Source organism: Alistipes sp. CHKCI003 (genome assembly GCF_900021155.1).
In the GTDB taxonomy this organism is placed as follows: domain Bacteria; phylum Bacteroidota; class Bacteroidia; order Bacteroidales; family Rikenellaceae; genus Alistipes; species Alistipes excrementavium.
The window spans coordinates 23,160-36,715 of record NZ_FCNT01000026.1 but is presented as its reverse complement, the minus strand read 5'-3'; the positions used below and the strand labels follow the sequence as shown (position 1 = coordinate 36,715).

Below are 13,556 nucleotides of genomic sequence, written 5' to 3'. Positions count from 1 at the left end.
CCTCAGAACATGTTGAGTTCGAGCAGCGCCTCTTCGGACATCATGCTCTTGTCCCACACGGGGTCGAACGTGAGGATGACGTTCACCGACTCCACGCCCCGGACCTTGGCCACTTCGCGGTTCACGTCTTCCACGAGCAGGTCGGCCATCGGGCAGTTGGGGGCGGTGAGGGTCATGCGGATCGTAGCCGCGCCGTCGGGCGTGAAGTCGATCTCGTAGATCAGCCCCAGATCGTAGATGTTGACCGGAATCTCCGGATCGTAGATGTTTTTCAGGGTCGCTACGATCTCCTTTTCGACCCGTAGAATCTCTTCTGGCGTCATCATGCCTGAAAAATTGTATGGCGGTTAGGCAATCTTGTATGCTTGAACGTTCCGGAAATTCACGGTTCCGGACTTCTCATCGTGCTGTTCGTTTTCTGCGTCCGTTTCCTCGCCCCCCCCCGAACGAGGGCACGCGGACGGGGCCGGACGTCGGCTAAGCGTGCTGCTCCTTTTCGAGCCGGCTTTCGAAGGCCAGCGCGAAGAGACGCATCTGCCTGACCATCGCCAGCAGGCCGTTGGCCCGCGTGGGCGAAAGGTTGGCCCCCAGACCGATGGCGTCGATGAAATAGAGTTCCGTGTCGAGTATTTCGCGCGGGGTGCGTCCGTCGAGCACGCGGATCAGCAGAGCGATGATGCCTTTGGTGATGATGGCGTCGCTGTCGGCCGTGAAGCGGACGCGGCCGTCGCGCAATTCGGCGTCGATCCAGACGCGCGACTGGCAGCCCTCGATCAGATATTGCTCCGTGCGGTGTTCGGGCGCGATCGCGGGGAGCGTGTCGCTCAGTCCGATCAGGTGGTCGTACCGGTCGAGCCAGTCGTCGAATACGGAGAACTCTTCGATGATCTCCTCCTGCACTTTGTCTTTCATTCGTTATATTGTTTTCGGCGGCCCTCTTTCATGCCGCACCGTTGTGTAAATTCCGCCGGTCGTATTGCGTCTTGCGCGGGCGTCGCCGGGAAGGCGGCCGGCCTCGGCCCCCCCCCTCGCATCGCTCCGTTTCTTGTGGGGTGGACCGGAGCCTGTTCGCGGACCGTCGCCGTGGTCCGTCTTCGGCGGTCTCCTACCCCTCGCCGGTTACTTCCGGCAGCGGCGAGCCCTCCGCGGCGGCGGGTTTGCGCACGCCGAGCAGCGAGGCGAGCGTGGGGGCTACCGCGATCATGTCCACCTCGCGGCCCACGCACTGCGGAGCGATGCCTGTCCCGTAGAAGATGAGCGGTACTTCGGTGTCGTAGCCGTACATCGAACCCGAGGAAGAGCGGCATCGTTCGCGTTCCTCGATCCACCCGGGCTGGAAGTTGAGGATCACATCCCCCGAGCGCCGCGGATAGAAGCTGTTCTGCATCTTGCGGGCGTATCCGCTGCCGAAGTAGCTCGTCCGCATGGCCGTCGCCGAGAGCGCGTGGGAGACGCCGCGGAACTGCATGGCGAAGATCGCCACCTCGTTCTGCACCGAGGCCAGATCGAGACCTTTCTCGTAGATGAGGTTGTGGTCGAGGTAGACGCACTTGTCCTCGTACTCCAGCAGCCACTTGCCCACGCCGTAGCGGACGTTGAGGAAGCTGTTGACGATTACCTCGAACTGCCGCAGATTGAAGCGGTCGCACTCCTCGGCGCCGGCATCGTAGGAGGGGCTGGTGCCGTGGTCGGAGGCGAGCGCCACGACCACGTTGCCTTCGCCGGCCTGTGCGTCGAGGTACGTGAGGAAATCGGCCAGATCGCGGTCCAGCCGATAGTACATGTCTTCGACCTCGACCGATTCCGGCCCGTAGGCTTCGGCGATGCGGCGCGGTGCATCGAGGCAGATGTTCAGCAGATCGGGCGCCTCGTCCGCCCCCAGCTTGTATTGCGCCACGGCGAGCTTGGCGAAGCCCAGCACGGCCGCGTTTCCGGCCGGCGTATGGAGCATTCGATCGAGGTCGTCGGCGAATCGGAGCTCGGGCGTGCGTTTTTCGCGTTTCTCCTCTTTGGTCCGAGGTTGCGGCACGATGTCGAATCGGCGCGTGTTGCGGTATTCGCCGCGGTCGAGCAGGGTGCTCCATTCGTCCCCGAGGTACGAGAGGTTGAAACGCTCGCGGTTGAACTGCTGGATCCACTCGGGAAGCACCCGGTCGTACCACGCCGAGGTGGTCCAGTTGCAATACATCGGATCCATCCAGAAAGCCTGTCCCGCGCGGCCGGCCATCACGACGGCCGAGACCGGTTCGGCGGCCACCGTAACGACCCGGCTTTCGGGCGATTCGGCCAGCAGCGCTTCGCCCAGCGTCGGAGCGATCAGATTGCGGGGCGAGATGCCCTCCTTGCTGCGGACGAGGTCCACCACTTCGTTCTGCACATAGTCGCGCCAGCGCAGGCCGATCACCCCGTGGGTCGAAGGCTGGGCTCCGGTGGTGAGGGTTGCGAGCGATACGGGCGTCGAGGTCTGCTGGTAGTCGTAGCGGCTGCCGGTGAAGACGGCGCCGCCGCGTTGCAGCCGCAGAAACCCTCCGTCGCCGAAGTTGGCGGCGTAGCGGTCGATGTCGTCCGCCCGCATCGAGCCGACGACGATCTGCACGACCAGCCTCGGCTGCTGGGCATGGAGGCTGCCCAGCGCGCCGAGCAGTGCTATTGCGGTGCAAAGAATTTTGGTCATATACATGGTTTGAACCGCAAATTTACGATTTTATTGTAAATATTGTTCAAAATAGGCTCTCTCTTCGCTGAAATCCGCTTCGGGCAGTGCGGCGATGGCTGCTATCTGCCGCAGGCAAAAGGCGCGGAAGGCTTCGCTGCGGGGATTTTGCGGGCGGTGGGCCGCCGCGGCTGCGATCCGCGCCGCGGCCGGGACGATCTGCTGCGCCCGCCGGTCGAGTACGGCCTCGGAAAATTTTTCCCAGACATATTCCGCGGCCTGAGCCGAAGGGTGCACGAGGTCGTCGGCGTAGAACCGGTAGTCGCGCAGGTCGTCCGTGAGGATTTCGTAGGCGGGGAAGTAGCGGATGCGGTCGTGCCGTCCGGCCAGCTCCTCGGCCGCGAGGCGGAGCACGGCCTTGCTCGCGCAGTTGCCTGTCAGTCCGTCGGCCGTGTGCCGCACGGGGCTGACGGTGAGGAGCACCTGCTTGCCGGCCAGCGTCGTGTGCAGCAGCTCGTCGTAATCGGCGACGATCTCCCCGACGGAGAGCCTGCGCCGCACGAATTCGGACGCGGGGCGGCGATGGCAGTTGGCGACGATCCGCCCTTCGCGTTCGTAGACCCATGCCGTGCCGAAGGTAACGAGCACGCGGTCGGCTTTCCGGAGCGCTTCGGCGCCCGCACGGCGGGCGGCGTTCATCCGCGCCAGCGCTTCATCCGCATCGGCGGCCGCGAACGAACTGTGGAACCCGAAGTGGAACCGCAGCCCGTCCTGCTCGTGCAGTTCCTCGCGTCCGACGGGTTCGTCCGCGTCATAGGAGCGGAGCGCCGCCGCCACGGAGGCGGGGTTGAACAGCACGCCCGACGGATTGACCGTGCAGGCGAACCCCAGCCGCCGCAGACGGGCGGTCATCTCTTCGGCGAAGCACGAACCGACGGCGAGCATGCGGTTGCCGTAGCCGATCCGCGCTTCGGGCGGGAAGGGCTCGATTTCGATTTCGGTACGGAATTTCATGCGGCAAAGGTACGAACAAGTCGGGTGCAAAAGCAAATTTATTTGCTTTTGCCGAACGGAAGTACCTGAGGCGGACCCGAAGGTCGGAACGCATCGGGATCAAAGCGGACGCGTTTGCATTTGCCCTTCGCCTGTACTACCTTTGCGGCATGATCCGACATGCCAACTGCAAAATAAATATCGGTCTCGACGTGCTCCGTCGCCGCGAAGACGGTTATCACGATCTGGAGACGGTGATGGTGCCCGTGCCGGGGTTGTTCGATCGGGTGCAGGTCGAATGCGCCGGGGAGGATTCGTTCCGTGCGACGGGCCTCGCCCTCGACTGTCCGGCGGACGACAATCTGTGCATGCGGGCCGTGCGGCTGATGCGGGCGCGCTACGGCGTGGGGGGCATCTCGGTCGTGCTCGACAAGCGGGTGCCCTTCGGCGCGGGGCTGGGCGGAGGATCGTCCGATGCCACGGCGGTGATTCTCGCCGTGGACGAACTTTGCGGACTGCACCTCGCGGAAGAGGAGCTCGTCGGGTGTGCCGCGGCGCTCGGCAGCGATACGGCTTTTTTCGTTCGCAACACGCCGCAGCTCTGCACGGGGCGGGGCGAGGTGATGCGGCCCGTCGAACTGGATCTCGCGGGGTTGCAACTCGTGATCGTGAAGCCCGACGAGGCGGTCTCCACACGCGAAGCCTATGCGGGCGTATGTCCGTCCGTGCCGTCCGTGCCGCTGGCCGAGCGCCTCGCACGACCGCTTGAGCAGTGGCAGGGGTGCATCGGCAACGATTTCGAACCTTCGGTCTTCGCCGTTCATCCGGCCATCCGCGACGCGAAGGAGCGGCTGCTCGCCGCGGGCGCCCTCTATGCTTCGATGTCGGGCAGCGGTTCGGCCGTCTACGGGCTCTTCGATCCTCGGCGGTCGGGACCGGTCGCGGCGGAGCTGTCGCCGTATGTTTTTACCTTGTAACCCGCTGTTTCCCGCGGACGGTCTTCGGCCCGGTCCGAATTTCTCGCGGAGTTTGTCGGGACTGTATGCGGTGGCGGATGCACGCCCGTTTCTCAGCCGTTTTGGGTGCGGGGCGCTTCGGAGCCGGCAAGCAGGATTCGTCCTGCGCAAGGCGACGCGCTGCCCGCCGGAGGCAAGCCGCCGGCATTGCGGAGGCGATGTCGCGCAGACGACGGGATTTACTCTTTGGGAAAGCTATGCCCCGTCGGGCGTTTTTACGATCGAGCGGAAAGAGCAAATGGCGGATTCATTCTTTTGCCGCTCGTAGCGGTCGATCTCGTAGTTTACGATGTTGTCCTGCCGGAAGGCACGGCGAAAACTCGGCCGTTTCATCAGTCCGAATGCGGGCCGGAACTCGTCCGGGCTCTTCCGGGGCGGGAAATGGACGGAAGAAATCCGGCCTTTTCGTCGGACCGTGCGCAGGGCCGAATTTTGTCCGAGCTCTTTCCGGAGCGGAAGAGGCGGGAGGAAATTCCATCGTATATAAATAAAAGGAACTGTCTAACAAATCTTGGACAGCCCTTTTTTATTCGTACTTGCTATTGAGAAGTTTTCCGGATACGCAATTCTCAGAGGGTTGAAAAAACTTGCTGGACAGCCCCGGGAGGGCCGGAGACCGGCGGGCTACTCGCCGCATGCCGCTGCGGGCATCTTGGCGATGCGGGCCTCGTGGCGGCCGCCCTCGAATTCGGCGGCGAAGTAGGTTTCGAGCATCTTCACCGCCTCGTCGTTCGAGATGAACCGCGCGGGCAGAACGATCACGTTCGCGTTGTTGTGGCGGCGGATCAGCTCTGCGATTTGAGGGGTCCAGCACAGCCCGGCGCGGATACCCTGATGTTTGTTGAGCGTCATGGTCATCCCTTCGCCCGAGCCGCACAGCGCCACGCCGCACTCCAGTTCGCCCCGCTCGACGGCCTCGGCCAGCGGGTGCGCATAATCGGGGTAGTCCACGCTCTGTTCCGAGCCGGTCCCGAAGTCGTGCACGTCCCAGCCGTTGGCGCCGAGCCATCCCACCAGAAACTCTTTCATCTCATAGCCCGCATGGTCGCTGGCGATGCCTATTTGCTTTTTCATATGCCGTGTGTTTTAAGTGTCGTTTCACGCATAGCAAAGATAGTGAAAAACTCGGCATAAATCCCTATCTTTGCGAAAAACGGTTGTTCCCTATGACTTTTTTCGAAGAAATTCCGCAGGCCGATCTGCTGCTCTGTATTCTGCAATGTCTGACCATTGCCGTTACGCTGTCGCTCGGCATTTCGAACGTCGTCCTCTCGCGGCGCATCCAGAAAGGCCGCAACATCGTGGACATCACGACCAGATACCGGCTCGAACGGATGAAGGCGCAGCAGGATGCCATGCGCCGCCTGCTGGTGCATGCGTCGCCGGTAGGTATGCGTCTCGATGCGGCCTCCGCTGCGCGGACGGCGGGCGGTGCGATCGAGGCCGCCGCCGCTTTCGAGACGCTGCTCCACGCCCATTTCGACCGCGACCGCGAACTGATCGAGGCGGCGCGACGCACGGCCCTGCTGGCTGCGGAGTTCGCGCAGTCGCTCGCGGCGGACGGCGCGACGCCCGAACAGGAGCGGCAGCTCGCGGAGCAGCTGCACCGGACCTCCCGGTTGAACGATATGTACGTCGCCGCCGAGTGGAGCCGCATCAAGCGCGAAACCGAAGGACGCAACACGAAGACCGAAGAGTGGTACGTGGCTTACGACGACGTGCGCAGACGATGTGCGGATATGGAGCGGAGATTGCAGGTACAGGAGCCGTTATGCGAAAAGTAGCGGGTATCGTCGGCGGATCGGTTTGCGTGGGGCTGGGAGTTGCGGGCATCTTCCTGCCGCTGCTTCCCACCACGCCCTTTCTGCTGCTGGCCGCGGCGCTCTATGTGCGCAGTTCGCCGCGCCTCTATGCGTGGTTGCTGTCCCACTGCTGGCTCGGGGAGTACATCCGCCATTTCCGGGAGCAGCGCGCCATTCCCTTGCGCGTGAAGATCGTATCGCTCGCCGTCATGTGGGCCACGATGCTCTACTGCGTTTTCGGACTGCTCGTCCGGTGGTGGTGGGCGCAGGCGCTTCTGCTCGTCGTCGCCGTCGGAGTGTCGCGGCACATCTTGTCGTACGCCACGCTGCGCCGCGGCGGCGATTTGCCGGAGGAATGAATTTACGGGTCTCGTATTCGGATATTTCATATAGGTGTGCGGGATGACCGCCCGGAAAATTCCGCAATTTTTTCGGGGGGGGGATTTGAGCATGGAATTTTGTATTTTTGTAATGAAATACAAACTTCCAACTCAAACCCAATTATTGCGTATGAAAAAACTTTTCTTTCTCATTTTCTCGTCCGCGATGCTATGCTGCGGGGCGGCCGTGGCGCAGGAGACGCCGATGCAGGACGTCGATTCGCTTCAGCGCGTGGTCGACGACCTGAACGAGCAGGTGCGTGCCGCGGAGGCTGCCGAGCGCGACCGCGCCATTTGGAAAGATCGCGCCAAATTTTTCAATCTGGGCTATGCCAGTCAGAAATTGACGCCGATGGACGTTTCGGGCGACCTCAGCTGGAAGAGCGACATGGGCTTTTCGCTCGTCTGGGGCCGGACGTACTATCTGCACAAGAAACCGCTGGCCCGCATGATCAAGTTCGGCATCGACTTCGCGTGGATGGATATGAACTATGCGAAATATTCGATTCCCGAGACGACGTCGGGACCTTCGGGATACGGCGAGCCGGAGCTCGATCTGGGGGCTCACCAGTTCGAGTACGGCATGCAGGTCGGACCGTCGATCACGATCAATCCGGTCAGCCGGCTCAAGATCAGCGCCTATTTCCACGTCGTGCCGTCGGCGTCGCTGATGGTGCTCGACGACGAGGTGAACGCGGGCTATGCCACCTTCTTCAATGCGGGCGGTGCCGTGTCGTTCAACGTCATTTCGATCGGTGTCGAAGGGCGCTGGGGGCGTGCCAGCTACAACAACTTCTCGCTGGGTGCTCTGGACGAGGGGATGGAAGACGTGTCGGATGTCGTCGAGACGGGCAAGGCCAAGTTCAAGACGGGATCGGTGCGCGTCTATGTCAGCTTCCGCTTCTGACCGTTGGGCCGCTTCGGCGTTTTTATGCGTTCCGCCGTCCAAAAGGACGGCGGAACTCGTTTTTTCGGGCGGCGGAACGTACAGGCCGCCTTCGCTTTGCGCCGGCTGCGGCGAGGCCCACGGTCCGGGTCCGCCCGCTCGTTGCGAGGAGAACCGCCCTTGCGGAAGACATGCCCGCAGAGACGGTTTGCGCGAGGCCGCGTTTCGGCGGAGTGCCGCCGTCCGGGAGCTGCGTCTCGTTTTCGCCCGTTTGCCGGCTGCGTCGATTTCCGCAGTCGGACGAACCGGCCGGAAGAAGTCCGAGGCGGGGCCGGGCGTTCGCCCGGGAAAAGGGCATCGGCGGAATGGGGCGGGCGCGGCCTTGCGCCTCCTGCCGGCGCAGGTCGGCGCGACGGGGCATCGGGTCCGCGGCCGTGCCGTTCGTCCGCCGCGGAAGATCGGACCGGCTGCTGTGGCGGTTCGTCGCTCCGGCGCAAAAGATCGGTTCGGAAGTCGGAACGAAGCGTGCAGTGCCGGTATCGGGAGGGGCGGTTTACGGGATTGTGTCGTTTGTGGCGGAACATCGGTTGCGGACGAGAAGGACGGTTCCCGGATGAATGGATCGCCCTCCCCCCGGCCGTAGAGGCCGGCTGTACGAGTGTTTGTCCGCCGGTTCGGGACCGTTTCGGGCGGGCGGCTTCCGCATCCCGTCCGGAGGCTCATGCCGTGCGGTAGCGTGAAGCGTGCTGTCTCTTTTCGTGCCGGATCGGTTTGCTGCGATCTCATGGATAGGCGTCGTTTCGCTGCATTTCTCTGCTGTTTGCGGCCGTGTTGCGCGGGCGATCGGGGCTCGGTGCGTGTCCGCTGCGGATACGATGCCGCATCTTCGTCGTTGCAAATCCGTGTTTTTCGTAGATATCGTACAACGGTTTCTTTTATTTTTTTAATAAATTTTTATATTTTTTTGCGTATGATATGTGGGCTAAAAAAAATAATGCCGATGATACGTGATTTTTAGGAAAAAATATGTATTATTGTAAACGTAAACGCAAAACATGTTTCACTCTAAAATTATTTAAGGTTATGAAACACTTTTTCAATGTTTGGGCGCTTCTCGGCCTGCTGTTTGTCGGGGGAAGCGTAGCGAGTTGTTCGGATGACCCCGATTCCCCCCCCCTCCCGCCTGTGGAGCCGACTGGCGAACTCGCTGTAAGTAAGGTAGAAGCGAATACTGCCGAATTGGTGCTGAAGTCCCAGCATTTGACCGAGTACGCTTATGTAACCCAATCAGACGGAAGTGCGGCAATGACCGATCCGGCCGTGATCTTCGCCAACGGAACGGGCGCAGCCTGCGAGGACGGGGATAATACGATCGCGGTCAAGAAACTGGAACCGAATACTAAATATAAGGTATACCTCGCTGCCAAGACTGTCGAAGGCGGTTATTTCGACAAGATCCTGACGGCAGAATTCACGACGATCGACTATACGGAGACGCTGACCGTAACCGACCTCACGGGTAAGAGCATAGCTATTCATGTGAAGATGCCTCAGGAGACCGAGCAGAGGGGCAACGTGCTCCGATATGCTTTGACCGATCTTGTGGTATACAACATGAACAAGATGGGATGGATGGCCAATATGGATGCGTCCATGCTCGAAGCCAACGGCCAGCATTATCTCGATGAGTCGACCACGCTCTATTACGACGAGGATCATATGTACGAAACCGATGAGAACGGAGAACCGATCCTCGACGAATCGGGGATGCCGATCTCCCGTTACGATCCGATCGTTCCCGGTCAGCCCATCGTCTTCATGGCCGGCGAATTCACTTGGGGCGAGTCGACGTACGGCTGGGGCGAAGGCTGGTATAAGGCCCTCTTCGATTTCGACGGTTACGTCGCAGCAGGCGGCGGAGGCGGCGGCGAGTTGCTCGCTCCCTCTTCGACACGTGCCGTGAACGAGGACGATTTTTGGACGGGCTATTTCGAGCGTCTGCGCATCTCCGCGACGGAGCCGACCGAACTCAACGCCAAATTCACGATCACGGAGGATCTCTCGCCGATTTCCGCGGTGCTGACCATCACGCCCGACGAAGCGATCAAACAGTACTGTCTGCTGCTGACCGATCATGCGACCTATTTGCAAATCAAGGAGCAGATACTCGAGAACAATGAGAAATATCTCCAGTGGTTCCCCACGTCGTATTATGCGTTCGTGCAGCTGGGGGCCATGACTCTGAAGGAGCCCGCTCAGATCAAAGTGGAGGACTATTATTATATCGAACCCGACGTTACTTATCATGTGCTCCTTACCGGTATGGGGGATGAGAACGGTACGTCGCAGTGTTTCATGGATTACACGTTCACGCTGCCCCAGCCGACGAAGCCCGCTCCGGTGGTCGAGGTGAAGGGCATCGACAATCCGAACGGCGAGGAGTCGCCCTACGAGGTGTGGTTCAATGTGAAAGCGCCTAACAAGGACGTTCTGACGGCCAAATACGTAGCCAACTACGACCGCGATATGGGCGAGATGCTCAATATGGGCTATACGTATTCGATGCTCGTCGATTCCTACGGTGTCGATTTCGGAGTGGAAGAGATCGACAAGATCAATTCGTCCGAAGGTTTGGACATGTCGTTCTCGTCGCGCGAAGATGCCGAGACCGTACTGGTAGTCATCGGTTCCAACGACGAGGGCACAGGCAATAATCCCGACGAGGAGAATTCGCCTGCCGTGGGCCGCAAGCGTACGATCGCGCAGCCCGATGCCGAGCGTGTGGAGTCCGAACTCTTCACGAGCCTTGCGGGCGACTGGACCGCTTCCGCAACGCTCAGCCGGTACGATTCCGACACGCGGGAATGGGTGCCCGACACCGAAGCCACGAAGTTCAAGGTCTCGATCGGTGCCATCCCGTCCTATCCCGAGACGCTGCCCGAAGAGGTGTACGACCTCTATCCCACCATGGAGAAAGAGGAGGTGGATGCACTCTATGCCGAATTCAAGGAGCTTTCCGACACGTACAAGAATAAGGTGCGCGGACAGAACCGTCTGATCTGCTCGGGCTTCGACATCTATGGCAACACGACCACTACGTCGTTCGCCTTCCAGTCGCCATACGACCTGTTCATCAATCCGTCCTATAACGCTTGGAATACCGAGGCGCTCTTCTATGACTTCGGTCCGAAGTGGTTCTTGCAGATCGCAGCCGACGGTACCGTCAGCGTGCCCATGAACATGAATAAGCTCGATCCGATGGCTAATTGGGACTACAACACCTACTACCTCGTGGGTATGGGATCGGACAGCGCTTTCTCAGGTCCGGCGACCGACGATACCGGCAAGGAGACCGAGGCATGGCCTGCATTCCCCGTAACCGTATCGGCGGATAAAGCGACCCTCACGGTGAAACCGATCGTGCGGAAAAACCTTGCAGGGGAGGACGACAACTTCTATCCGACGCCCGCTTATCTGAGCGCGAACAGCTACTATCCGGGGAACGCCAAGGTCGTTTCCGACATCGTACTGACGAAGGGATGGACCGAAACCGCACCTGCGGCGAAGGTTTACTCTGCGGGCCGTGCGGCCGGTGCGGATGTGGCCATGCCTTCCGTGAACGGCGTCAAACTGATGCCGAAGGTTCGTCCGCATGCGAGAACGCGCGTGGCGAAAGGTGCCCCCGTGCAGTATAAGCAGGTGGAGATGAAGCCCGTAACGCAGGATATGTTCAAGAATGCGATGATCGAGGCCGTCAAGCAGCGGGCCGAGAACTCGCGCAGAAGATAGTTGCTTCCTGAATATCGCGGCAGGAGCAGCGCTCCTGCCGCGATATCTTCTGAATCTCGGAGCGATGCTGTGCGGACGTTTCCCTGCCGGAAATGTCCCGGACGATATCGCAAACGACGATCGACATGATTCGAACAAAACGAAACAAGACACAATAAAATGAAAATACTTAAATATCTTCTGATATTTTCCGCCGTCGCGCTGACGCTGGGGTGCAGCGGCAACGATCCCGATCCAGAGCCGGATCCCGGTCCGAAGCCGCCCAAACCGAGCGGCGATGTGGAACTTTCGCTCGACCGTTCGGTGATACACGCAAACGGCGAGGATGCCGCGGAGTTCATCGTTATCGTCAATGGAGAACAGGTTACGGAAGGAGTTACCATTTACAATGCACAAACGAACGAACCGCTCTCGGGACTGACGTTCACTACGACCGAGACGGGCACCTACTCTTTCTGGGCGTCCTACGAGGCCAGCAATTCCGCAAGAGTTACTTTGACGGCGATCGCCTTCCCCGTGCCGGAACTTCCGGCGGACCCGAAGCCCGACGGACGCGCTTTTGTGCGCAAGGTGCTGCTCACCCAGTTCACGGGTACGGGATGCGGATGGTGCCCGGGTATGATAACGATCATGGGCCAGATGCTCGATGAGGAGGACTATGCCTCGAAAGTGGAGTTGGCCGCCGCTCACAATTTCAATTCGGATGATCCGTGCTATTTGAGCCAGCGTCTCGATCAGGCGATGGGTGTGAGCAGTTTTCCCTACGTCGTGGCCGATATGTACATGGGCTTCAATAATTACAACAGCCTGATCGGCCTCAAGAGAGTCGTGGACGACTCCTATGCACGTTCGGAAGCTCTGGCGGGCATCTGCGCAAAAGCCGAGCTCAACGACAATACGCTGGTCGTACACGTGGGCGTGAAAGCCGGCGAGACCCGTGATTTCCGTGTCGGGGCATGGCTGTTGGAGGACGGCATTTACGGCAAACAAAGCAACTATACGGGTTTACAAGGCGATTTCGATACGCACAACAATGTGATCCGTATGGCCGACAGCAAAGTGTCGTCGGTTGATTATAGCGGCTATGCGCTCGGTCAGATCGAAGCGGGCAAGACCGGCGAACACGTGTTCGTGATCGAGATGGATGAGAAATGGGTGAAGAGTGCCTGCCGTCTGTTGCTTTTCGTTACGACGGATGAGACGGAGCAAAAGCTCGTGGTGAACAACGTCGTCTCCTGTCCGCTCGACGGCGAAGTGGAGTATGCTTACGAATAGAGATTCGTTTTCCGTATGCGAAAAAGAGGTCGTGTCGACTCTCCCCGTGCGTTATATGTTCGGAAAAGGTCTCGATGGAGTACGGATGAAAGGGGGTGTTTGACGAATATTTAACTGTCTGAGAATTGAAATAGTTTAATAGGAATACGAATGGAAAGAGGGGGTCTGCGGCTTGCGAGACCTCCTCTTTTCGTGTTCTGTCTTTTTTGCATCGTATGCGGCGGTGAATCGGAAGTCTTAGGGTTTCGGACGTGCGGCCCCGAACCCGAAAAGCGCTCCGTCGGACGGAAGCCCTGCGCGGTCTGCGTTCGGCGCGATGATGGTCATGGTCCTGCGTTTTTTGACGGCGAAGGCCGGCACGACGGGGCGCATCGGCCATCGGTGCCGCGGCTATGCCGCCGGCCGGCGGCGACGGTGGCATAGGGCAGGTTGCTGCGAAGATCGGCACGCCGGCGAAAAGAGAAAATGCAGAGGGCGGAAGAAGCGGGAAGGCCGGCTTGGGCCTGTCGTCGGGATCCCGTCGCACATCCGTCGAGTCCTCCGGCCGCGAGCGAGAGGTGAAAAAGTCCGGGATTCGAATGGACGGATTCGGTTCTCCGCGAATGCGGATCGCGTTGAATTTCTTAATGCCCGTTTTCCGCCTCAGCATAGCCCGCCCTTGTTTCGGGCCGGCTTTCGAGGTTGCGGAGCGATTGGAGCTCTTTCCGTCCGTTTCCCGCCTCAGCATGACCTGCTCTTGTTTTGGGCCGGCTTTCGGGGTTG

The 13,556-nt window shown here is 60.2% G+C and carries 11 protein-coding genes; 6 read left to right on the top strand and 5 right to left on the bottom strand.

Annotated features, from left to right (window positions below):
• Positions 1 to 2 precede the first annotated feature (2 nt).
• The 4 genes from BN3659_RS03970 to BN3659_RS03955 form a co-directional block, all read right to left on the bottom strand.
• Positions 3 to 323 (bottom strand): iron-sulfur cluster assembly protein, encoded by a 321-nt coding sequence (locus BN3659_RS03970; RefSeq protein ID WP_091534765.1) that lies wholly within the window; start codon positions 321 to 323, stop codon positions 3 to 5.
• 154 nt (positions 324 to 477) lie between these two features.
• Positions 478 to 912 (bottom strand): SufE family protein, encoded by a 435-nt coding sequence (locus tag BN3659_RS03965; protein ID WP_091534746.1) that lies wholly within the window; start codon positions 910 to 912, stop codon positions 478 to 480.
• A 193-nt stretch (positions 913 to 1,105) separates the two neighbouring features.
• Positions 1,106 to 2,674, bottom strand: a complete 1,569-nt coding sequence (locus BN3659_RS03960) for an alkaline phosphatase family protein (RefSeq protein WP_091534763.1) — start codon at positions 2,672 to 2,674, stop codon at positions 1,106 to 1,108.
• 30 nt (positions 2,675 to 2,704) lie between these two features.
• Positions 2,705 to 3,667, bottom strand: coding sequence for a GSCFA domain-containing protein (locus BN3659_RS03955; protein WP_091534744.1), 963 nt, complete (start codon positions 3,665 to 3,667; stop codon positions 2,705 to 2,707).
• A 149-nt stretch (positions 3,668 to 3,816) separates the two neighbouring features.
• Between BN3659_RS03955 and ispE the strand changes: the two genes are divergently transcribed.
• On the top strand, positions 3,817 to 4,623 hold the full coding sequence (ispE, locus tag BN3659_RS03950; protein ID WP_091534742.1) for a 4-(cytidine 5'-diphospho)-2-C-methyl-D-erythritol kinase: 807 nt from the start codon (positions 3,817 to 3,819) through the stop codon (positions 4,621 to 4,623).
• A gap of 663 nt (positions 4,624 to 5,286) precedes the next feature.
• Here ispE and BN3659_RS03945 read toward each other — a convergent pair.
• A complete protein-coding gene (locus BN3659_RS03945; protein WP_091534741.1) occupies positions 5,287 to 5,736 on the bottom strand; it encodes an RpiB/LacA/LacB family sugar-phosphate isomerase in 450 nt (149 codons plus the stop codon).
• Positions 5,737 to 5,828: 92 nt separating this feature from the next.
• Between BN3659_RS03945 and BN3659_RS03940 the strand changes: the two genes are divergently transcribed.
• The 5 genes from BN3659_RS03940 (at position 5,829) to BN3659_RS03915 (ending at position 12,794) form a co-directional block, all read left to right on the top strand.
• Positions 5,829 to 6,446, top strand: a complete 618-nt coding sequence (locus BN3659_RS03940) for a hypothetical protein (protein WP_091534739.1) — start codon at positions 5,829 to 5,831, stop codon at positions 6,444 to 6,446.
• Positions 6,434 to 6,823, top strand: a complete 390-nt coding sequence (locus BN3659_RS03935; protein ID WP_091534737.1) for a YbaN family protein — start codon at positions 6,434 to 6,436, stop codon at positions 6,821 to 6,823. Before BN3659_RS03940 ends, BN3659_RS03935 begins: the two co-directional genes overlap by 13 nt.
• A 151-nt stretch (positions 6,824 to 6,974) precedes the next feature.
• On the top strand, positions 6,975 to 7,751 hold the full coding sequence (locus tag BN3659_RS03930; RefSeq protein WP_091534736.1) for a hypothetical protein: 777 nt from the start codon (positions 6,975 to 6,977) through the stop codon (positions 7,749 to 7,751).
• A 1,221-nt stretch (positions 7,752 to 8,972) separates the two neighbouring features.
• Entirely contained in the window at positions 8,973 to 11,519 is a 2,547-nt protein-coding gene (locus tag BN3659_RS03920) for a hypothetical protein (protein WP_141682485.1), read from the top strand.
• 159 nt (positions 11,520 to 11,678) lie between these two features.
• Positions 11,679 to 12,794 carry an Omp28-related outer membrane protein gene (locus BN3659_RS03915; protein WP_091534731.1) on the top strand — a complete coding sequence of 372 codons (1,116 nt, stop codon included), beginning with the start codon at positions 11,679 to 11,681 and terminating at the stop codon, positions 12,792 to 12,794.
• Positions 12,795 to 13,556 lie beyond the last annotated feature (762 nt).

Bases quoted from the DNA above. Each gene is read 5' to 3' on its own strand.
- BN3659_RS03970 (WP_091534765.1), bottom strand. From the start codon at position 323: ATGACGCCAGAAGAGATTCTACGGGTCGAAAAGGAGATCGTAGCGACC.
- BN3659_RS03965 (WP_091534746.1), bottom strand. From the start codon at position 912: ATGAAAGACAAAGTGCAGGAGGAGATCATCGAAGAGTTCTCCGTATTC.
- BN3659_RS03960 (WP_091534763.1), bottom strand. From the start codon at position 2,674: ATGACCAAAATTCTTTGCACCGCAATAGCACTGCTCGGCGCGCTGGGC.
- BN3659_RS03955 (WP_091534744.1), bottom strand. From the start codon at position 3,667: ATGAAATTCCGTACCGAAATCGAAATCGAGCCCTTCCCGCCCGAAGCG.
- ispE (WP_091534742.1), top strand. From the start codon at position 3,817: ATGATCCGACATGCCAACTGCAAAATAAATATCGGTCTCGACGTGCTC.
- BN3659_RS03945 (WP_091534741.1), bottom strand. From the start codon at position 5,736: ATGAAAAAGCAAATAGGCATCGCCAGCGACCATGCGGGCTATGAGATG.
- BN3659_RS03940 (WP_091534739.1), top strand. From the start codon at position 5,829: ATGACTTTTTTCGAAGAAATTCCGCAGGCCGATCTGCTGCTCTGTATT.
- BN3659_RS03935 (WP_091534737.1), top strand. From the start codon at position 6,434: ATGCGAAAAGTAGCGGGTATCGTCGGCGGATCGGTTTGCGTGGGGCTG.
- BN3659_RS03930 (WP_091534736.1), top strand. From the start codon at position 6,975: ATGAAAAAACTTTTCTTTCTCATTTTCTCGTCCGCGATGCTATGCTGC.
- BN3659_RS03915 (WP_091534731.1), top strand. From the start codon at position 11,679: ATGAAAATACTTAAATATCTTCTGATATTTTCCGCCGTCGCGCTGACG.